The organism is Microtetraspora malaysiensis (assembly GCF_001528665.1).
GTDB classification, from domain to species: domain Bacteria; phylum Actinomycetota; class Actinomycetes; order Streptosporangiales; family Streptosporangiaceae; genus Microtetraspora_A; species Microtetraspora_A malaysiensis.
In genome coordinates this window covers 77,752-98,338 of the sequence record NZ_BBYJ01000025.1, presented here as the reverse complement: position 1 = coordinate 98,338, position 20,587 = coordinate 77,752, and the positions used below count along the sequence as shown (strand labels likewise).

The window sequence follows — 20,587 nt, the reverse complement described above, 5'->3', positions numbered from 1 at the left end:
TTCCCCACGTCCATCCCCGCACTGGACGGGCTGAAGGCCGTCGCCGCCGGGGTCGGCGCTTTTCCGGCCGCTATTTGTATCAGTAACTTAATTAAGTTACTGATACAGTTCGGCGCGTGTCCGAATTCGCCGAGTTGCGCATCGCCGACCTGACCCATGTGCTCGAGGACTTCACCCGGATGCACATCCGGCTGCCGTCGGAGCGCCGGTTGAGCTTCACGACGCTGTCCGTGCTCCACACGCTGGCAGGCAGCGGCCCGAAGCGGCTCACCGAACTGGCCGGCAACGAACAGGTCACGCAGTCGGCGATCACGCAGATCGTCACCAAGCTGGAGCGCGAGGGCCTGGTGGAGCGCCACCCGGACCCGTCGGACGGCCGGGCGGTCCTCGTCCACGTCACCGCGGCGGGCGCCGCGATCGTGGACGGGCGCCGCGCCGAACGCATCGCCCGGCTCTCAGAGCTGGCCGACCGGCTGACGCCGGCGGAGCGGGCGTCCATCGCGGCCGCCCTCCCGGCCCTGGCCCGGATGGTCGAACTGCACGGGCGGCCGGCCGGTGAGCACGACGCCGCTGTGCCGGAGGTCGCGGGGTCCGGCACGGACACGCCGCGCGAGAGTACGAGGAGACGACGATGAGCCATGTGACAAGCCGTGTGAGCACCCCGCCCGCCGGGGCCCGGCCGTTCCCGCTGGAACCCGCGCCGATCCATGTGCCCGACGAGGTGCTGACGGATCTGCGGCGGCGCCTGGAGCTGACCCGCCTGCCGGACGACGTCGGCAACGACGACTGGCACTACGGCGTGAACGCCGCCTACCTGCGCGAACTCGTCGACTACTGGCGAGACGGGTACGACTGGCGCGCGGCCGAGGCCGAGATCAACGCCTACGAGCACTACCACGTCGAGGTCGACGGCGTGCCGGTGCACTTCATGCGCAAGCCCGGGGTCGGCCCCGCCCCCACTCCCCTGATCCTCACGCACGGCTGGCCGTGGACGTTCTGGCACTGGTCCAAGGTCGTCGGCCCGCTGGCCGACCCCGGCGCGTACGGCGGCGACCCCGCCGAGGCGTTCGACGTGATCGTGCCGTCGTTCCCGGGATTCGGGTTCTCCACCCCGCTGCCGAACAACCCGGACATGAACTTCTGGAAGGTCGCCGACCTCTGGCACACGCTGATGACCCGGATCCTCGGCCACGACACGTACGGCGCGGCCGGCTGCGACGTCGGCGCCATGGTCACCGGCCAGCTCGGGCACAAGTACGCCCACGCGCTGCACGCCGTCCACATCGGCTCCGGCCAGAAGCTCACCCTGTTCAATGGCGACCGGGCCTGGGACCTCAGCGGCGGCCGCCCCATCCCGGACGGCCTGCCCGCCGACGTCCACGCGCAGGTCGTCGCCCTGGACAGGCGCTTCGCCGTCCATCTCGCCGCGCACGTGCTCGCCCCGAGCACGCTCGCGCACGGGCTGTCGGACTCACCCGCCGGGATGCTCGCCTGGATCCTCGAACGCTGGGTGAAGTGGAGCGACAACGGCGGCGACATCGAAACCGTCTTCACCAAGGACGACCTGCTCACCCACGCCATGATCTTCTGGGTGACCAACTCGATCGGCACCTCGATCCGCACCTACGCGAACAACAACCGCTACCCGTGGGCCCCGTCCCACGACCGGTGGCCGGTCGTCGAGGCGCCCACGGGCATCACCTTCGTGAGCTATGAGAACCCGCCCGGCGTACGCACCGACCAGCGGGTGCGGCACTTCCTCGACAGCGACCGGGGGGCCTGGTACAACCTCGTCAACCCCACCGTCCACGACCACGGCGGCCACTTCATCCCCTGGGAGATCCCCGGAGAATGGGTCGACGACCTGCGGCGTACCTTCCGCGGTCGGCGATAGCGCGCGGGGGCGGATCGGCGCCGAACCGGCCGGCCTGGGCCTGGACCAGCTGGAGGCCGGACTCGCGCGTCACCCTCTGAGCCGCTCCTTGAGGAAAGCGATGATCTCATCACGGGCGCGCACCGTCGGGTGACCCTGCTCGTCCACGAGATGTGCCGTAGTCACGCTGTGCGCGCACCCGACGACGTCGCGGAAGAAGGGTGGAGGGTTCGTGTTCGCCACGTCGGCGGGGAGCACGCGGCCGTCGAACGCTTCTCCGAGCAGCTTTCGGTAGGCCGCGAACCGCCGGCCCGTGCACCACCTGTCGTTGTCGAAGCGGTAGGCGAGCACCTTCAACCCGTCTCGTTCGACACGTTCGGCGAGGGCGACCGCGTCGTCGTCTCCGATCTCCAGCCCTCCGGGGTCGTCGAGCGGCAGCGAGGGATGGTTGACGACCGGGGCGATGACGGCCGGTTCGAGTGCCATGGTCAGCGCGAAGTTGCCGGTGAAACACAGTCCGACCGCGCCGACGCCCGGCCCACCGCACTCCGCGTGCGCGATGCGCGCGAGGCCGCGCAGCCACGCCGCGACAGGGCTGGTGCCGCCCCCGGCGAACGCGCGGAACTCGGCGCTGACGCATGCGCGCCGGACGATGTCCTCGCCTGCCTCGGTGGTCGGGTAGGCGCCGTCGACGCCGAAGAGAGAGGGCAGATACACGGAGAAGCCGGCATCGCGTACCCAGCGCGCCAACCGTGCGACGTCGGGGCTGATGCCCGGCATCTCGGGCATCAGGATGACGCCGGGTCCTGTCCCGGCGACGTACACGGTTTTGCTGACGTCGTCGACGCTGACGACTCTCCGGGAGAAGTCGTCCAAGGGGTCGTCACGCCGCGTTCGCATCGTTGTCATGGTCGAGAGTGTGCTGGGACACTGTCCCCACGAGAAGTGGCGATATCGCCATATGGAGCGGCAATATCGCCACTCCCGCGGGGAGCCGGAGGAACCATGAAACCGCTGCGCCTGGGCGTGCTGGCGTATCCCGGCTGCTTCGCCTCGGAGGTGTTCGGGATCCCCGACCTGCTGTCCATGGCCGATCACATCGCGGCGGCGCACGGGTCGGATCGACCGCCGCACGAGGTGTCCGTCGTCTCGCCCCGGCGGCGGGTGGTCGCGTCCGGCGGCCGGGCCATCGAGGCCACGGCCGTGCGCCCCGTCGACGTCCTGATCGTGCCGGGTTTCGAGCTTTCGCCCAGGCTCGATCTCGACGCGACGCTCGCGAATCTGAGGCCCGAAGTGGCGTCGATCCGGTCGCAGGCCGCCTCCGGCATCGCCGTCGTGTCGATCTGTGTCGGCGCCTTCCTCGTCGCCGAGGCCGGCCTGCTCGACGGGCGCGAGGCGACCACGTCCTGGCTGTTCGCGGACCGGCTCGCCCGTCGATACGCCGACGTGAAGGTGCGCCCCGAGCGCCTCGTGGTCACCGATCGCGGTGTGACGACGACCGCCGCCTTCAGTGCCATGTACGATTTCGCGCTCCAGTTGATCCGTGAGCACGATGGCCCCCGCGTCGCCCGCAGCACCGCACGCATCGCGCTCGTCGACGACGCACGCTCCACCCAGGCTCCCTACGTCGACCTGGCGCTGATGCCCGCCGTCGGCCGTGAGTTCTCACTCGCGGTGAAGCGGTGGCTCGACCAGAATCTCGGGGCTCGCTACGACCTGTCCGTCCTCGCCGAAGCGTTTCACGTGAGTACGCGAACCATGCTCCGCCGCTTCGGTGAGGAGGCCGGGCAGACGCCGCTGGCGTACCTGCAATCCGCTCGGGTCCGCCGGGCGCGTCATCTGCTGGAGACGACCGACCGGACCGTCGCGCGTATCGCCGCCGACCTCGGATACGCGGACCCGAGCACCTTCAGTGCCATCTTCGCCCGGCGCACGGGCCAGCGGCCGCGGGACTACCGCGCCACGTTCCGCCGGCCCGCTCACGTTCGCGAAGCGGGCCACGCTACGGGATAAGAACGATCTTTCCCGCCGTGCGGCGGTTCTCCAGGTCGGCGTGTGCGTCACCGGCGCGGCTGAGGGGATAGCGGGTGATCAGCGGTTGGAGCACACCGTCGGCGGCTGCTCGGATCGCGCGGTCCTGCAGTGCGTAGATGGTGCCGGCGCGCTCCAGCATCTGCGGGCCGATCGCCCATATGACGGTGCCGGCGTGCTCGATGATGTCGTCGGTGGTGATCTGGGTGGCGGTTCCCGAGGACCAGCCGTGCAGCAGGAACCTCCCGCCAGGGGCGAGCAGGTCGAATGCTTGGCGGCCCGCGGCTCCTCCGACGCCGTCGAACACGATGCTGAACCCGCTGCCCCCGAGGGCGTCGCGCACCGCGTCCGGCCAGTGCGGGTCGCGGTAGTCAACGGCGATGTCGGCGCCGAGGGACAGGGCTCGCCGCACCTTCTCCGGCCCGCCGGCCACGCCGACGACGGTGACGCCCCGGTGGTGGAGAGCCTGCACGAGCAGGGCGCCGATGCCACCGGCCGCCGAGGTGACCAGCGCGACGTCTCCGGGCTTGGCGTCCGCGCAGTCGAGAATCCCGAGCGCGGTCGAGCCCGTGGTGATCATCGCTACCGCGGCTTCCGCCGTCAGATGGTCGGGGATGTGGTGAAGGGCGTCGACCCGGGCCACCGCCTGTTCGGCGTAGCCGCCATACGATTCGAGCCCGCCGACCACCCGGCGGCCCAGCCAGCTCTTGTCGGTGTCCGGGCCCAGCGCGCTCACGACACCCGCCACCTCACCCCCCAGAACGACGGGCAGTTCGGGAGCGGCATGAGGTCCCACTCCGCGGCCGGCCCGCAACGTCGTCTCGATGAAGTGGACGCCGCCGGCGTGCACGTCGATTCGGACCTGCCCCTCGCCGGGAACCGGTGGAGCGATCTGCTCATACTGAAGGTTGCCGGCGGGCCCGAACTCGTGAAGCCTGACTGCGTACATGGATGATGCGCCTTTCTGTGGAGAGTGGTCGGCGAATCCGCATTCGCCAGTGCGCCGTTCGGTCACCGGCCCTCAGCCGGCGCTGTGTTCGCTCGGGATCGACGGGTGCGGATCTGGGCCGGGGTCTCCGGCGCCGAGGTCGATCCGCCGACGGAACGCCGCCGGCGCGGCAGCAGCAGCGCGGGTACGCCCGCCAGGGCCAGCAGCATCACCGCCCACCAGTAGGTGTGCTGGAAGGCGGCGGCCCGCTGACTCGGGTCCGTAGTGCCGGCCACGTTCGACGCCAGGACCACCGACATCAGCGCCACCCCTGTCGATATGCCGATCTGGGAGGCGATGTTGAGGGTGGTGCTGCCGGAGGGAACGTCGTCGGGGGCCAGTGTGCGGGTCGCTGTCGCGTTGGCCGGCATCATCACCATGCCGACGCCGGCGCCCATCACCAGCATCGCCGCACACAACCGCCAGTAGGGCGTGTCCGGTCCGAGCTGAGCGCCGAACAGGGACAGCCCGAGCACGCTGACCACGATGCCGGAGACGATGGTCACCCTGGGAGACGCCTTGTCGATCCGCCGCGTGGCGATCTGCATCGAGGCTCCCACGGCGAGGGCCAGCGGAATGCCCAGCAGCCCCGACTCTGTCGCGGTGAGTGCCCGTGCCGTCTGGTAGTACATGGGCGTCAGCAGCATGGAGCCGAAGTAGCCGGCCGGGAACAGTGTCAGCGTGGCAAAGCCGGCGGCGAAGGTACGGTCACGGAACAGACGCAGGTGCAGAAGCGGATGACGGGCGGTCAGGCCGCGCGCGACGAATCCGGCGATCAACAGCACGCCCGCGAAGGCGGGCAGCAGCGCTCCCGGGGTCATGACGTCGCCACGCTCGCCGCCGGTGGACAGGCCGTAGATCAGCAGCGCCAGCCCCGGTGACAGCATCAGCAGACCCGGCACGTCCAATCGGCGCGTCTGCCGCGTCACATCGCCCGGCAGCAGTCGTGCCGCGAGTACCAGCGCGACCACGCCGACCGGCAGGTTGATCAGGAAGATCCAGCGCCAGGACACGGCGTCGATCAGCCAGCCGCCCAGGACGGGTCCGCTCACCGGCCCGATCAGGACCGGGACGCCGAGCACGGCCATCGCCCGGCCCATGCGCTCCCGGTCGGCGGCACGGATGACCATCGCCATGCCGACCGGCATCAGCAGGCCACCGCCGAGCCCCTGCACCACTCGGAACAGCACCAGAGTCTCGACATTCCATGACAGCGCCGCCGCCGCGGAGCCGCCGGCGAAAAGGGCCAAGGCGGTGAGGTAGGTGCGCTTGGCGCCGAAGCGACCCATGGCCCACGCTGCCACGGGGATCACGGCGCCGAGGGCGAGCGTATAGCCGGTCGCCACCCACTGGATGGTCGCGAGGGGCGCGCCGAACGCCGTCGCCAGCGGATGAACGGCGACGTTGACGATGGTTACGTCGAGCACGGCCATGATCGAGCCGATGACCACGACCGTGAGGGTGCGGGCGAGAACCGGGGAAGATCCAGCGGTCCGTACGGATCCGGTGACGGTGTCCATCACCGGTCACCCGCCGTATGGGTGGGCGGCACGGGCGGTGCGCAGCGCGCGTCCCCACCACAACAACTGGTCGACCATGTTCTTGGCGGCGCCCTCGCATACCGCCGTGTCGCGTGGCCTGCCGTCCTCTCCCAGACCCGACCAGGGGCCGTGCAGGCTGACGGCGTCGCGTACGGTCATCGCGTGCAGCTCGGCGAAGACCTGCCGGAGCTGCTCGACGGCGCGAAGCCCGCCGCCAAGCCCGCCGTAGGACACGAAGCCGATCGGCTTCGCCTGCCACTGCGTGTAGTGCCAGTCGATGAGGTTCTTCAACGAGGCCGGGAAGCTGTGGTTGTACTCAGGCGTGATGACGACGAACGCCTCGCCGGCGGCCAGCCGTGGGCTGACGTCGGCGAGTACCGCCCGGGTTTCCGGGGCGGGGGCGGGAAGGCCGTCCCATCCGGGCATGGCCACGGGAAGGTCCAGGTCGGCGACGTCGATGACGTCCAGTTCGACATCGGTGCGGTGGCTCACGTGTCGGATGAACCATTCGGCGACCGACGGGCCGGCGCGGCCGCCGCGGGCGCTTCCGATGATGACGGCGACCCGGAGTGCGGGGTCGTTCGAAGGCGCGGAGTCAGGCATCACGGTCTCCCCGGTTCTCTCGTTCATTGCCACGTTTCGCGGCACGCCGGGTAACATACAACGAGCGTTGCAAAAGTGAAAACGATGGTTGTAATTTCTGGCGTATGGGAGATGAAGCGATGACCGGCACGGGCTCCGGCCCCAGGGACAGGACAAGGACGGCCCAGCCGCGGCGCGGCCGGGCGGACAAGGCGACGGCGATTGTGCAGGCCGCGTGCCAGGTCTTCGGACGGGACGGCTACTCCCGAGCCGGCATCGACGCGATCGCCGCCCAGGCCGGCGTCTCGACGCGCACCATCTACAACCACTTCCCGGGCGGGAAGGCGGAGTTGTTCCGCTCCGTCATGCGGTGGAGCTCGGAGCGCGTCCGGGACGAGCAGCTCGCGCAACTGCGCAGGTATCTGGATCTGGAGCGCCCGCCGCATCCCGCCGACCTCGAACGTGACCTGCTCGCCTTGGCCCGCGCCTGGGTTGGCCTGATGACGGACTTCCGCGACCACTTCGCCCTGGTGCGGCACATCTACGCGGAAGCCGGGCACATCCCGGCCGATGTCCTGGACGCCTGGCAGGAGACCGGACCGCGCGCGGTGGGCGGCGAGGTGACCTCAACCATGGCCGCGTTGGACGAACTCGGCCTGATCGACGTCCACGGCGACCCGGCCCAGGCCACCGTTCATTTCATGGCGTTGATCTCCGCCGAGATCACGCAACGGTCCTACTGGGGGGTCAGCCCGCTCCCGCAGGAGGAGGCCGACCGGCTGACCGCCGCCGGAGTACGGGTGTTCCTGCGGGCGTACGGCTCCGCAGGCTGACGTGGCGCCGGCTCGCCGCGCTCGTTCAGAACCGGCTCCTGTCGGGAAGCTGCCCGCGCACCCATCCAGGATCGGGGTTGACGTACGGCCGGCCCGCCAGCACCACGGTCGGCACCGTCTCATCGCCGCCGGTGGCGGCCCGCACCGCCGCCGCACCCGCCGGGTCACGCCAGATGTTGACCCAATTCAGTCGGCGGGCGTCGCGGCCCAACCGCATCCGCAGCCGCAGGCAGTACTTGCAGCCCGGCCGCCAGTAGACGATCGGCCGGCCGTCGACCGCGCTGCGGCGTTGCGCCTCAACCGCGCCGATCGACCTCGGGAACACCAGCGGCGAGTACAGTCCGGCGAGCAGCACGAACAGCAGCAGCGACACCGCGGCGGCGACCGGGGACCCCGCGGCGATTCGCGCGGCCGCAACGAGTACGCCGACGACCACGAAGAACATCGGCAAGATCCATGCGCGCGCCACGATGCCACAGGCTATCGGAGGCGCCGCGAGGCTTCTCGGCCGTACTCCGACGATCGACGGTGGCGGGCGGGCGCCGGGGACCGTCCGCGGTTCGGCGGCGACGGTTCGCGGTCGCCGCCCACGGGCATCGGCTACCCCCACACGGCCTTGGCGAGGATGGCGCCCAGCCCCGGCGTCTTCCAGTGGTCGACGACGAGCACCTTCTTGGCCTTCACGTACCAGAGGCGCTGGGTGTAGGAGGCGACGTTCAGCTTGCGGCCGTCGCAGGACACCTTCCACTCGGTGAACAGCGCCTGCTGCCCGGTCCCGAACGCCGCCTTCGAGGTCTTGACCCGGGTGGCCTGCCCGCTGAAGTACTTCTTCATCGGCACGCACTCGGTCACGCCGCTGCTGGGGTGGTAGGGCTGGTCAGCCCGGTACGAGCTGCCCTCGGAGGCGTACTTGACGTGCCCGGGGCCGCCCAGCAGGAAGCTCTTGCACTCAGCGGCCTGAGGAGGGCAGGTCCCGGTGATGACGCGCAGGCCGCCCCCCTCCTTCTTGATGTGCCACTGGATGGGGACCTGGATGGTGAACCCGTGGAACGTCACCGGCTTGGTGGCGACCTGGGCGGACGAACCGGTCAGGGCGAGGGAAGCGCTGAGCGCGACAGTCAGGATCATGGGCGGTGATCCTAGGCTGATCATGCTCAGCGTCGTCAAGGGTCTTGGAATGTGCGAAAAAGCACCCCTGTTTCACAAAACTCTCTGAGCGATCTTGGCATCCAATGTCCCGTGGAAATTCTCGTTCCGGGCGATCCCCAGCGGTTGGGCGGATACTGGCTCGCCGGCCGGCTGGGCGCCGGCGGCCAGGGGGTGGTCTACGAGGGCTACGCCGAGGACGGCACCCGCGTGGCCATCAAGGTGCTGCACGGTGATCAGGCGGCGCAGCTGGCCAAGGAGGCCGCGGCCGCGCAGCGGGTCTCCTCGTTCTGCACGGCACAGGTGATCGAGGCGAACCTGGAGGGGCCCAGGCCCTACCTGGTCAGCGAGTACGTTCCCGGGCCCAGCCTGCGCAGGGCGGTCGCGGACGGGCGCAGATTCCACGGCGGTGACCTGCACCGGTTGGCGACGGCCGTGGCCACCGCGCTGACCGCGATCCACGACGCGGGCGTGGTGCACCGCGACCTCAAACCGGACAACGTGCTGCTCGGCCCCGACGGGCCACGCGTCATCGACTTCGGCATCGCCAGGACCGCCGAGATGTCGTTGACCGCGACAGGAATGGTGACCGGTACTCCCACGTACATGGCGCCCGAGGTGTTCAGCGGGCAGCGGGCGGGCGCGCCCGCCGACGTGTTCGCCTGGGGCGGCATCGTGCTGTTCGCGGCGACCGGGGACGACCCGTTCCAGGCGGAGAGCCTGGGCGGGGTGATGCACCAGGTCCTGTCGTCCAGCCCCGACCTGAGCGTGCTGCCCGAGTCCCTTCGGTCGCTGGCCGCCGCCGCGTTCATGAAGGACCCGCGGGAACGCCCGTCCGCACGGCAGCTCCTGCTCGCGCTGGTCAGCGGCGGCGACGGCAGGGTCGACACCGGGCGGCTGCTCGCCCGGGGCAACCTGGCCGCCGCCCAGATGACCGGGGCCGACGACGACCCGGCGCTCGGCACGCTGGCGGAGCAGTCGTACGAGCTGCTCGGCCCGGCCGAGCGCGAGCTGGCGCCGGAGGTGTTCCTGCGGCTGGTCACGGTGGGCGAGCGCGACGAACTGTCGGCGCGGCACGCCGACCTGTCCGAGCTGGTGGAGGACCGGCCGCTGCCGGAGGTGTCGGCGATCACCAGGATCCTGGAGGTGTTCGCGTACCTGCTGGTCAGGGACGGCGAGGAGATCTGGCTGGCTCACCCCGCGCTGCCGCTGGCCTGGCCCCGCCTGCGCCGCTGGGTCGACGCCAACCGTGACGGGCTGAGCGTGCACGGGCAGATCCTGACCGCCGCCAAGCGGTGGGCGGTCGGCGGGAACAGAGACGGCGACCTGTTCCAGGGCACCTCCCTGGAGAGCGCGCTCCAGTGGGCGGCCACCTCGCGAAAGAACATCACGCTCTCCCCGGCCGAGCGCGACTTCCTGGAGTCGTCGGCGCGACTGACCAGACGCCGGGCCAGGCAGACCAGGCTGGTGTCGCTGAGCCTGGCCGGCCTCCTGGTCATCGCGGTGGCGGCGGGTGGGCTGGCCGTATGGCAGGGCGCGGTCGCCGACTCCCGGGCCGAGCTGCTCGCGGCGCAGCTGAACACGTCGGAGTCGATCCGCCTGGCCGCGCTCGCCGACACGACCAGGCGTACGGACCCGCGCCTGGGCATGCTGCTCAGTGTGGCGGCCTGGCGGCTGCAGGCCACGCCGCAGGCCAGGGCGGCGCTGAACGCCTCGCTGGCCCAGCGCGAGCGGGACATGTTCCGCGACCCGTACGGATCGAGCCTGGCGGAGCTGAGTGCCGACGGGCGCACGCTGGTGAGCGTCGGCAACGGCCAGGCACGGCTGTGGGACGTACGCAGTGGCAGGCAGATCGCGTCGATCCCCGATCTCAGGCTCGACGGTGGCCGGCTGACGGAGATCCAGCTGTCGCCCTCCGGTCGCACGCTCATCGGCTTCAACAGCACCCACGCCGGAGCCTGGGACACCCGTTCCGGGAAACTCGTCGACTCGTGGGCGTACCGCCGCCCGGCCTATCTGACCAGCGGTTGGATCGCGGCCATCAGGAAGAACGAGGGCGCCGCGGCGCTCGTCGACTCCTCGCGGCGGGTGAAGGGCAAGAACGGCATCGTGAGCCCCGACGGCACCTGGCACGTCGCGTACGACCTGTTCCTGACGATGACCAACCTCAAAGAGGGCTGGTCCGAAGACTTCGGCAAGGGCACCTACAACAGAGGTGAGCCGAGCTTCAGCGGAAACGGCCGGTTGCTGGCCACGCTGTCGCGGAATGACGTCCAGTTCTGGCGGCTGCCCGACTTCCACCTGCTCGCCAAGGCCGCGGTCCTGGGCGACGGCGACCTGGGGATGACGCCGACCGGCGGCGCCTTCGACGGCTCGACCTTCCGGTATCTCATCGGTGATCAGGTCTTCTCCGTGGACGTCTCCGACCTGATGGCGTCGCGTGAGGGGCCGCCGGAGGAGGAGCCCGTGGACCGGGCGACGTTCAGCAAAGACGGCCGGTACCTGATGGTCACCGGCGACGAGCGATCCGCCACGGTCCGCGCGGTCGCCACGGGGAAGACGACGGTCACCATGCCCGCCCCGGACGCCTTCGACTTCAGCGGTGACGGCCGGCTGGCGGCCATAGCCGGCGGCCAGGTCAAGGTGACGGACCTGGCCACGGGCAAGGCGCTGGCCGCCTTCGCGGCAGGGAAAGGGAGCCCCCTGCCGTTCTTCAGCCCGGACGGGACCAGGCTCGCGATCGTGCGGAGTTCCACCGTCGAGCTCTGGGACTGGCGCTCGGGCCGCAGGCTGTGGCAGGCGGCGGTCCCGGCGCCTGCGGCGGTGGCGTTCTCACCCGACGGGCGGCGGATGGCCGTCACCGGACGAGACCAGCGGCTCCTGGACCTGGCCACCGGCGAACAGATCGGCCGGCCCTTCGGTGACGCGGGTGGCCTCGAGGTGTGGTTCACTCGCTCGGGCAAAATGCTGGCCGTGTTCGACGACAGGGGACGTTTCACCCGCTGGGACACCGGCAGCCACGCGGTCGTCGGGGTCCCGACGCGGAACGTCTTCGGGGGCGATGCCGTGTACTCGCCCGTCGAAGACCTCATCGCGCTGCCGGATGACAAGGGCAGGGCGCTGCTGCTGGACCCGGTGTCCGGCAGCCTGCTGGGCCGTTCCGCCGACACCGGCGGGGGGCTCGACCCCGAGATCGGCATACTCTGGTCCGTGGCCTTCACTCCCGACGGGACCGAACTGCTCACCGCGGACAGCTCCGCCAGGATCAGACGGTTCCCCGTGGCCGCGCCGGCCATGGCCGCGGCGGTCTGCGCCAAAGCAGGACGGTCGCTGACGACCCAGGAGTGGGCCCGCTTCGTTTCCGCGCTCCCGTACCGGGAGATCTGCCCGTCCACGATCGCGCGCGTGCCGTGACGCCGTTCGTCCTGATGAATCAGGACGTGGCGGCGGTGTAGCGGGCGGCGAGGGTGCGCAGGTGGGCGACCAGCTCGGGCGGCTCGGTGACGACGAAGTCGGCGTTCAGCAGTCCCAGGTGGACGGCCAGGGTCTCGACGGTGTCGGCTCCGGTGTGCAGGACGCAGGTGCCCGCGTCGACGGCTTCGACGGTGCCGACCGCCGCGCTGATCCGGTCCGCCACGACCTCGGCGGGCGCGTGAACCGTGACCCGCGCCCGGTAGCGCCAGGCGGCGGCGGAGACCCGGCCCGAGACATAGTCCGCCACGTCGCCGTCGGGGAGGTCGCGGGGCGTGAAGCGGGGCCCGGTCGGCACGCGCGGTGTGAGGCGGTCCACCCGGAAGGTGCGCCAGCCGGCGCGGTCCAGGTCGAAGGCCAGCAGGTACCAGCGGCGTCCCCAGGTGACCAGCCGGTACGGCTCGACCTCGCGACGGACGGCGTCGCCCGCGTGGGTGGTGTAGTCGAAACGGAGCCGCTCGTGCGCGCGGCACGCGGCGGCGAGGGCGGTGAGGACGTCCGGGGCCACCGCCGGTCCCGGCCGGTCGCTCGGCACCGGCACGGTGTAGGTCTGCAGCGTGTTGACCCGGTGCCGCAGCCGGGACGGCATGACCTGCCGCAGCTTCGCCAGCGCGCGCAGCGACGCCTCGGCGTTCCCCGCGACGCCGCCGGCGGCGGTGCGCAGCCCGACCGCGACCGCGACGGCCTCCTCGTCGTCCAGCAGCAGCGGCGGCATCGACGCGCCCGCGCCGAGCCGATAGCCGCCCGCCGAGCCGCGCGTGGCCAGGACCGGGTAGCCCAGCGTCCGCAGCCGCTCGACGTCGGTGCGGACCGTGCGGCCGCTCACGCCGAGCCGTTCGGCCAGTTCGCCGCCCGTCCAGTCGCGGGGAGTCTGCAGGAGGGCGAGCAGGCGCAGCAGCCGCGCCGAGGTTTCCAACATAGATCCCAGCATGCCGCACCTTTAGGAACGAACCTCTCCTAAAGGACCGGCATAGTCGCCGTCATGAGCGAAATCCGCGAGTTCCGCATCGACGTCCCGCAGGCCGACCTTGACGACCTGGCCGACCGCCTGGCCCGCACCCGCTTCGCCGAGGAGCTGCCGTACGAGGAGGTGACCGACGGCGTGCAGCGCGGCCCGATCCAGCCTGGCTGGGAGTACGGCGTGCCGGGCTCATTCGCCCGCGACCTGGTGGCGCGCTGGCGCGACGACTTCGACTGGCGGGCCCAGGAGGCCAGGCTCAACTCCTTCCCCCAGTTCACGACGGAGATCGACGGGCAGACCGTCCACTTCGTGCACGTCCGCTCCCCCCATCCCGACGCGGTCCCGCTCGTGCTCACCCACGGCTGGCCCAACACCTTCGTGGAGTACCTGGACCTGGTCGGCCCCCTCACCGATCCCGCCGCGCACGGCGGGGACCCGGCCGACGCCTTCCACGTGGTGATCCCGTCGCTGCCCGGGTTCGGCTTCTCGGGCCACACCCGTACGAAGGGCTGGGACGCGGCCCGTGTCGCGGACGCGTGGGCCGAGCTGATGCGGCGGCTCGGTTACGAGCGGTTCGCCGCCCACGGCAACGACGCGGGCGCGATCGTCAGCCCCGAGATCGGCCGCCGCCACGCCGACCGCGTGCTGGGCGTGCACGTCAACCAGATCTTCTCGTTCCCCTCCGGCGACCCCGCCGAGCTGTCCGGCCTCACCCCCGAGGAGCAGGGGTATCTGCAGTTCCTCGGCGGCTTCGTCGACCACGCGATCCACGACCGCGCCCAGCAGGCGCAGCCGCAGACCCTCGCGCACGCCCTGGCCGACTCCCCCGCCGGTCAGCTCGCCTGGATCGGCCAGCTCCTGGCCGGGGTGCCCGACCCCGACGTCATCCTGATCAACGCCACCATCTACTGGCTCACCAACACCTCGGCGTCCTCGGCGCGCTTCTACTACGAGAACCACCACGCCGAGCGCGTGACCGAGCCGACGACCTTCCCCATGGGCCTGGCCTCGTTCGCGTACGACTTCCGGCCGCTGCGGCGCTTCGCCGAACGCGACCACAAGAACATCGTGTCCTGGAACGAGTACGACCGCGGCAGCCACTGGGCCGCCCACGACGCCGCCGACCTGCTGGTCGACGACCTGCGCGGCTTCTTCCGCCGGTTCCGCTGACGTCCCCCGAGGGGCGGCGGGCGCACCGCCCCGGCGATCAGTCGCGGTCGATCAGGCTCGTGGCCATCCGCTGGACGGAGCGGGTGAAGCGGCCGGCGGGGTCGGCCGATTCGCGGTGCAACTGGCGGCCCTGGGCGGCGCCCACGTCATCGCCTCGGTCGGCTCGCCGGCCCGCGCCGGCGGCCTGGCCGAGCTGGGCGCTCACGAGGTGGTCGTCGGCCTGGAGGGCGTCGACCGCCCGGTCGACCTCATCCTCGACAGCGTGGGCGGGCCGCAGCTCGCCGCCGCGTGGGAGCTGCTCGCACCCGGCGGGGGCGTGCAGAACATCGGCTGGGCCTCCGACGAGCCGGCGGTGTTCGCGCCATACTCGCTGTTCTCCGTCGGCCCGGCCAAGACGATGAGCACGTTCGGCGACATCCACGAGGTGGGCCCGGACCTGGCCACCCTGCTGGCGTTCGTGGCAGCCGGGAGGCTCTCCCCCGAGGTCGACTGGCGCGGCTCCTGGGAGCGCGTCACCGAGGCCGCGCACGCGCTCCTGGATCGGCGCGTCGCGGGCAAGGCGGTCTTGGACGTGGAACCCGCCGCGGCCGCCTGACCGCACCGCGCCCCGCTTACAGGGACACCCGCTCCCCGATCGGCGCCGCCGCGATCTGGGGGCGAAGGCTGCCCAGCCGGACGAGTAGCAGCAGCGCCGCCAGCCCGACCGTCACCGGAGCGACGAGGAAGGCCGTCACGGCGCCGAAGCGGTCCACGAGTTGACCGGCCGCCAGGGACCCCACGGCGATGCCGAGGCCGTTGGCCCCGATGACCCAGGTGAAGGCCTCGGTGCGTACGCCGTCGGGGACCAGGCTCTCGATGATCGTGAAGCCGGTGATCATCACGGGTGCGATGACGAACCCGGCCAGCGCCGCGGCGCCGTACAGGAGTGGGACGGTCTCCGCGAAGGTGAACGCGAGGATCGCGACGGCCAGCAGGGGCAGGCCGCTCACCAGCCTGACCCGCGTGCTCACCGACCAGCTGACGGCCCCGTAGAGGAACCCGCCCACGGCGCTGGCCGCCCCGAGCGTGCCGTAGACGGCCCCGGCCAGTCCGGGCCGGCCCAGCTCGGCGGTCAGCGAGGTCACGCCGACCTGGAGGCTGCCGAACACCGAGCCCATGGCGAGGAAGGCGGCGGCCACCACGGCGACGCCGCGCAGACTGAGGACGCCACCGGTGGAGCGTACGCGGGCCGGGCGCGGCTCGGGCGCGGCCGTACGGACGGCGGCGAACAGCAGCGTGCCCACGACGCTCAGGGCGAGGGCGACGACCAGCGCCACCACCGGCGAGAACGCGGTCGCCAGACCCACGAGCAGCACGGGGGCGAAGGTGAAGGACAGCTCGTCGGTGATGGACTCGACGGCGAAGGCGGTGTTGAGGGTGGGGGCGCCGTCCAGGCGGTGCGCCCACCGGGCCCTGACCATCGCCGCGATCTGCGGCGCCGACCCTCCGACGAGCCCGGCGGCGATCACGAGCAGCGGAAGGGAGGCGTGCGCGGAAGCCAGGATCAGCAGCGCGCCGAGCGCCAGCGCGTGGACGGCGGTCTGCGGCACCAGGACGCGCGCCTGCCCGTGCCGGTCGGCGAGCCGCCCGGTCTGCGGTCCGGCGAGAGCCTGCGCGACGGCGGCCGCGGCGGCGGCGACGCCGGCCGCGCCGTACGAGCCGGTGGACCACCGTACGAGCAACAGAACGCCCATCTGCACCATCGCGAAGGGCAGGCGGGCGATGAGCGCGGGCGCCAGGAACCGCCAGGCTCCCGGTGTCGCCAGCACGTTCAGGTAGGACTTCATGGTCTCCGTCCATGTGGTGACGGAGAGCCCGGAGGAGCTCACCGTCATGGTGGGCTTCGACCGGGGTTGTTACCGACGCTGCAGGGGTCGGCCGCCGAGCGGTCTTTCTATGGCGGAATGTCCCTTGTGCTGGGGAACATTCCATTCCGGACGATATCAGTGGTCGCCCAGCGACGCGGACGCCCGCGTGACGCCCGGATCACCGCGCGGCCGAGTATGGCATGAAGCACATCGCGGTCGGACAAATCTGCCGAACCTGGGCAGATCGTGGCGGAACCTGATCGTCTCCGTGCCCGAATTCCTCGCCGGTCTCCTAGCCTTGAGTTCTGCCGAATTCAGAGGCCTATGGGGGATCGATTGGACGGGCTCACGTCAGCGCAGGTCGCCACGTCGAAACGCAACGACGTGCCGCGCAGGTCCAGCCGATCCTTCGGCGCGATCATCAGAGCCAATGTTTTCACCCTGTTCAACCTGGTGATCGCCGTTCTCTGGCTGCTCATCATGATCTTCGGAGAGTGGCAGGACGGCCTGTTCGGCCTGGTCATCGTGGCCAACTCGCTGATCGGCATCGTGCAGGAGCTCCGCGCCAAACGCACCCTCGACCGCCTGGCCGTGGTCAACGAGGCCCCGGTCAGAGTACGCAGGGACGGCGCCGAGCGGGAGATCGAGCCGCGTGACATCGTGCTCGGCGACCTCATCCTGCTCGGGCCGGGAGACCGGCTGCTGGTGGACGGCGAGGTCGTCGCGTCCGAGGGGCTGGAGGTCGACGAGTCGCTGCTGAACGGCGAAGCCGACCCCATGCACAAGGAGCCGGGCGACCGGGTGCTGTCGGGCAGCTTCGTCGTCGCGGGCTCGGGCGCGTTCACCGCCACCAAGGTCGGCGCGGACGCCTACGCCGCCCGGCTGACCGCCGAGGCCAGCAAGTTCACCCTGGCCAGCTCGGAGCTGCGCGACGGCGTCGCCCGCTTCATCAAATACATCACCTGGCTGGTCGTCCCCATCGGCGCGCTGCTGATCTACAGCCAGGTCAACCACCACGCCGACTTCGGCACCGCGATCACCGGCGCCGTGGCCGGCATCGTCACCATGATCCCCGAAGGGCTGGTGCTGATGACCAGCATCGCCTTCGCCGTCGGCGTCGTCCGCCTGGGCCGCCGCAAGTGCCTGGTGCAGGAACTCCCCGCCATCGAGGGCCTGGCCAGGGTGGACGTCCTGTGCCTGGACAAGACCGGCACCCTCACCGCGGGCGGCATGGACCTCGGCGCGGTGCTGCCCCTGCGCGACGACGCGCCGGTCGAGGACGCCCTGGCCGCGCTCGCCAACGTCGACCCGCGACCGAATCCCACCGCCCAGGCCATCCAGGCCCGCTACCCCTCGGCCCCGCCCGGCTGGGCGGCCGGGCAGCGGGTGCCCTTCTCCTCCGCCCGGAAGTGGAGCGGCGCCGACTTCGACGGCCACGGCGCGTGGCTCCTCGGCGCGCCGGACGTCCTCATCGACCCCGACAGCCCCGCGTACGCCAGGGCGAGCGACCTCGCCGCCGCCGGCGCCCGCGTGCTCGCCCTCTGCCGCGCGCCCGGCCTGGACGGCCAGGACGCCGAGGCCGTCGCGCTCGTCACGCTCACGCAGCGCCTGCGCCCCGACGCCCGGGAAACGCTGGCCTACTTCGCCAAGCAGGGCGTCACCGTCAAGGTCATTTCCGGCGACAACCCGCAGGCGGTCTCCGCCATCGCCACCGATCTCGGCATCCCCGGCGGCGACCGGGCGGTCGACTCGCGCACCCTCCCCGAGGACGACCCCGACAAGCTCGCCGAGATCCTCGACTCCAACACGGTCTTCGGACGGGTCACCCCGCACCAGAAGCGGATGTTCGTCGGCGCGCTCCAGTCGCGCGGCCACGTGGTGGCGATGACCGGCGACGGGGTCAACGACGTGCTGGCGCTCAAGGACGCCGACCTCGGCATCGCGATGGGCGCGGGCAGCCCCGCCACCAAGGCGGTCGCGCAGGTGGTCCTCCTGGAGAACCGCTTCGCCACCCTCCCCCACCTGGTCGGCGAGGGACGCCGGGTGCTGGCCAACATCGAGCGTGTCTCGAACCTGTTCCTCACCAAGACCTTCTACGCGATCACGCTGTCGCTGCTCACCGTGGTGACCGGGCTGGCCTTCCCGTTCGCGCCGCGGCACTCCACCCTCGTCAACGCGCTCACCATCGGCGTCCCCGCCTTCTTCCTCGCGCTGGCGCCCACGATCCAGCGGGCCCGGCCGGGGTTCGTGCCCAGGGTGCTGCGCTTCGCCATACCGGCGGGTGTGGCGTGCGCGGCCGCGGTGCTCGCGTCCTTCTGGACCGCGCACATCCCCGACTCCACGCTGGCGCAGGACCGGACGTCCGCCGTCATCACCCTGTTCCTGGTCACCTGGTGGGTGCTCGTGATGGTCGTACGCCCCGGGACCGCCTGGCGGCTGGGGCTGGTCGCGGTCATGGCGGCGCTCTTCGTGGTCGCCCTCGCCGTGCCGTACGTGCGCGACTTCTTCGCCTTCGACTTCGACGGCCTGTACGACATCCTGATCTCCGTCGGCATCGGCGCCGTCGGCGCCGTGGTCATCAGCCTCGCCGTCAAACTCACGCCGCCCCTGGCCCGGACCGACAAGTCATCCGTTTCGGCCGGTTGAGCGGGCGGCGCCGTCGGCCGTGCCGGTGGGAAGCTGGCATCCTGTACGGATGCGACAAGTGACCGTTCTCGGCAGTTGTGGCGCATTTCCCGAGCCGGGACGTGCCTGCAGCGGGTTCGCGGTGGACTGGGACGGTTACCGTCTGCTGCTCGATCTCGGCTACGCCACGCTGCCACGGCTCCTCGCGCACTGGCCGGACGGCGCGGTGGACGCTGTCGTCGTCACCCATGAGCACCCTGACCACTGCGTCGACCTGCACGGGTTGTTCCGGATGCGGTTCTACGGCGACCCCGGTGGGCGGCGGTTGCCGTTGTACTGCCCGCCGGGCGTGCTCGACCGGATCAGCGGCCTGGAGCCCGACGTGGACCTCCACGCCGTCTTCGATGTGCGTCCGCTGCCCGGCAGCCACCAGGTTGGGCCGTTCGCCCTCACCGGATTGCCGCTGCCGCACTACGTGCCCAACGTCGGCATCCGCGTAGAGGCCGATGGGGTCGTCCTGGCCTACACCGGCGACACCGGCCCCGTCCCCGCGCTCGCCGAGCTGGGCCGCGACGCCGACCTTTTCATCGTCGAGGCCACCGACCGCGAAGGCGAGACCGAGCGCCCCACCCGCAATCTGCTGGCCTCCACGGAGGCCGGTCACTGGGCCCGCCGCGCCGGCGCCCGCCAGCTGATGCTCACCCACTTCTGGCCGGGCAACGACCGAGCCGCCTCCGTGGCCGCGGCGCGGAGGGAGTTCGGCGGTGAGGTGCTGGCGGCCGACGAAGGACTCGCCGTCCCCCTCGGGCGAAACTGATCAGAGCTACGACCTGCCCGAGCAGGGCTCGTCAGACGTGCCAGGCGCTTGACGGACGGGACGACAGCGGAACCGCGGGCGGCAGGGGGCTGGCCGCCTCGGGAGACATGGCGTCGAGGATGAGCGCCAGATAGCGGCGCCAGCCGTCGGCGTCCGGGTCCATCGTGCCCAGCACGCCGATGAGCATGACCATGGCCCGGAAGATGTCCTCGGGGACGAGATCGCCCCGGATGACGCCGGCCTCTTGCCCCCGGCGGGCGAGCAGGGTGAGCGGCTCGAAGAACCGGGCCGCGACGTCGGTGGTGACGGCCCCGAGGTTGGCGGCGGTGGCCACGATGTTGCGTTCGCGGACGGCCAGGGAGAGGGCGGCCTCCAGCACGGCGGCCAGCGCCCGTCGCGGGTCGTCGTCGCCCAGGCCCTTCTCGATGGCGGGGGCGATCTGTTCGGAGAACGCCTGGTCCAGGGCCGCCCGGAGCAGGGCCGCCTTGTCGGGGAAATGGCGGTAGAGCGTGGCGTTGCCGACGCCGGCACGGCGGGCGACCTCGTCGAGTTGGGCCTCCGGGCCGCGTTCGGCGTAGACCTGTCGCGCGGCTCGCACGATCTTCTCGAAGTTGCGTGCCGCGTCGGCGCGGAGGGGTTTGGGGGCGTCGATGGCCACGAAATCAGGATAGCAAACCGAGAGTCAACTCTCGATTAGGGGTA

Annotated in this window: 18 protein-coding genes; 9 read left to right on the top strand and 9 right to left on the bottom strand. The window is 71.2% G+C overall.

The genetic code is table 11. The features are described 5' to 3' along the window. The first annotated feature begins 116 nt into the window (after positions 1 to 116). Entirely contained in the window at positions 117 to 635 is a 519-nt protein-coding gene (locus tag AWQ71_RS30195) for a MarR family winged helix-turn-helix transcriptional regulator (RefSeq protein ID WP_245658602.1), read from the top strand. Continuing rightward, on the top strand, positions 632 to 1,894 hold the full coding sequence (locus AWQ71_RS30190) for an epoxide hydrolase family protein (RefSeq protein WP_157570664.1): 1,263 nt from the start codon (positions 632 to 634) through the stop codon (positions 1,892 to 1,894). The genes AWQ71_RS30195 and AWQ71_RS30190 overlap by 4 nt, the downstream gene beginning before the upstream one ends. 69 nt (positions 1,895 to 1,963) lie before the next feature. Here AWQ71_RS30190 and AWQ71_RS30185 read toward each other — a convergent pair whose 3' ends face one another. Then, entirely contained in the window at positions 1,964 to 2,782 is an 819-nt protein-coding gene (locus tag AWQ71_RS30185) for a dienelactone hydrolase family protein (RefSeq protein WP_245658600.1), read from the bottom strand. Between the two features lie 96 nt (positions 2,783 to 2,878). Here AWQ71_RS30185 and AWQ71_RS30180 point away from each other — a divergent pair, with 96 nt between their 5' ends. Next, positions 2,879 to 3,886, top strand: coding sequence for a GlxA family transcriptional regulator (locus AWQ71_RS30180; protein WP_067139287.1), 1,008 nt, complete (start codon positions 2,879 to 2,881; stop codon positions 3,884 to 3,886). Here AWQ71_RS30180 and AWQ71_RS30175 read toward each other — a convergent pair. From AWQ71_RS30175 to AWQ71_RS30165, 3 genes are all read right to left on the bottom strand, one after another. Next, positions 3,876 to 4,853, bottom strand: a complete 978-nt coding sequence (locus AWQ71_RS30175; RefSeq protein WP_067139282.1) for a zinc-binding dehydrogenase — start codon at positions 4,851 to 4,853, stop codon at positions 3,876 to 3,878. The two genes, AWQ71_RS30180 and AWQ71_RS30175, sit on opposite strands and share 11 nt — an antisense overlap. A 62-nt stretch (positions 4,854 to 4,915) precedes the next feature. Continuing rightward, positions 4,916 to 6,412 carry a DHA2 family efflux MFS transporter permease subunit gene (locus tag AWQ71_RS30170; RefSeq protein ID WP_067139279.1) on the bottom strand — a complete coding sequence of 499 codons (1,497 nt, stop codon included), beginning with the start codon at positions 6,410 to 6,412 and terminating at the stop codon, positions 4,916 to 4,918. A gap of 6 nt (positions 6,413 to 6,418) precedes the next feature. After that, complete coding sequence (locus tag AWQ71_RS30165; protein WP_067139433.1) at positions 6,419 to 7,036, bottom strand: NADPH-dependent FMN reductase; 618 nt, start codon at positions 7,034 to 7,036, stop codon at positions 6,419 to 6,421. 104 nt (positions 7,037 to 7,140) lie between these two features. Between AWQ71_RS30165 and AWQ71_RS30160 the strand changes: the two genes are divergently transcribed. Further along, on the top strand, positions 7,141 to 7,848 hold the full coding sequence (locus tag AWQ71_RS30160; protein ID WP_218002023.1) for a TetR/AcrR family transcriptional regulator: 708 nt from the start codon (positions 7,141 to 7,143) through the stop codon (positions 7,846 to 7,848). A 25-nt stretch (positions 7,849 to 7,873) separates the two neighbouring features. Here the strand turns inward: AWQ71_RS30160 and AWQ71_RS30155 are convergent, their stop codons facing one another. Together AWQ71_RS30155 and AWQ71_RS30150 are read right to left on the bottom strand one after the other, a co-directional pair. Beyond that, entirely contained in the window at positions 7,874 to 8,317 is a 444-nt protein-coding gene (locus AWQ71_RS30155) for a glutaredoxin domain-containing protein (RefSeq protein WP_067139272.1), read from the bottom strand. 131 nt (positions 8,318 to 8,448) lie between these two features. Next, positions 8,449 to 8,976 carry a hypothetical protein gene (locus AWQ71_RS30150; protein ID WP_067139269.1) on the bottom strand — a complete coding sequence of 176 codons (528 nt, stop codon included), beginning with the start codon at positions 8,974 to 8,976 and terminating at the stop codon, positions 8,449 to 8,451. Between the two features lie 111 nt (positions 8,977 to 9,087). On the opposite strand from AWQ71_RS30150, the gene AWQ71_RS30145 reads away from it, so the two are divergent. Further along, positions 9,088 to 12,408 (top strand): WD40 repeat domain-containing serine/threonine protein kinase, encoded by a 3,321-nt coding sequence (locus AWQ71_RS30145; RefSeq protein ID WP_169806669.1) that lies wholly within the window; start codon positions 9,088 to 9,090, stop codon positions 12,406 to 12,408. Between the two features lie 19 nt (positions 12,409 to 12,427). Here AWQ71_RS30145 and AWQ71_RS30140 read toward each other — a convergent pair whose 3' ends face one another. Continuing rightward, a complete protein-coding gene (locus AWQ71_RS30140) occupies positions 12,428 to 13,384 on the bottom strand; it encodes a helix-turn-helix transcriptional regulator (RefSeq protein WP_067139263.1) in 957 nt (318 codons plus the stop codon). 63 nt (positions 13,385 to 13,447) lie between these two features. Here AWQ71_RS30140 and AWQ71_RS30135 point away from each other — a divergent pair, with 63 nt between their 5' ends. Next, positions 13,448 to 14,596: an epoxide hydrolase family protein gene (locus AWQ71_RS30135; protein WP_067139260.1), complete on the top strand. Its 1,149-nt coding sequence runs from the start codon at positions 13,448 to 13,450 to the stop codon at positions 14,594 to 14,596. 70 nt (positions 14,597 to 14,666) lie between these two features. Continuing rightward, entirely contained in the window at positions 14,667 to 15,191 is a 525-nt protein-coding gene (locus AWQ71_RS30130) for a zinc-binding dehydrogenase (RefSeq protein ID WP_281196320.1), read from the top strand. Positions 15,192 to 15,207: 16 nt separating this feature from the next. Here AWQ71_RS30130 and AWQ71_RS30125 read toward each other — a convergent pair whose 3' ends face one another. Beyond that, complete coding sequence (locus tag AWQ71_RS30125; RefSeq protein ID WP_084259445.1) at positions 15,208 to 16,470, bottom strand: MFS transporter; 1,263 nt, start codon at positions 16,468 to 16,470, stop codon at positions 15,208 to 15,210. Positions 16,471 to 16,767: 297 nt separating this feature from the next. Here AWQ71_RS30125 and AWQ71_RS30120 point away from each other — a divergent pair, with 297 nt between their 5' ends. Then, positions 16,768 to 19,089, top strand: a complete 2,322-nt coding sequence (locus AWQ71_RS30120; RefSeq protein WP_067139257.1) for an HAD-IC family P-type ATPase — start codon at positions 16,768 to 16,770, stop codon at positions 19,087 to 19,089. Between the two features lie 49 nt (positions 19,090 to 19,138). Beyond that, positions 19,139 to 19,885: an MBL fold metallo-hydrolase gene (locus AWQ71_RS30115; protein WP_067139254.1), complete on the top strand. Its 747-nt coding sequence runs from the start codon at positions 19,139 to 19,141 to the stop codon at positions 19,883 to 19,885. Positions 19,886 to 19,916: 31 nt separating this feature from the next. Here the strand turns inward: AWQ71_RS30115 and AWQ71_RS30110 are convergent, their stop codons facing one another. Beyond that, positions 19,917 to 20,543, bottom strand: a complete 627-nt coding sequence (locus AWQ71_RS30110; protein WP_067139251.1) for a TetR/AcrR family transcriptional regulator — start codon at positions 20,541 to 20,543, stop codon at positions 19,917 to 19,919. Positions 20,544 to 20,587 lie beyond the last annotated feature (44 nt).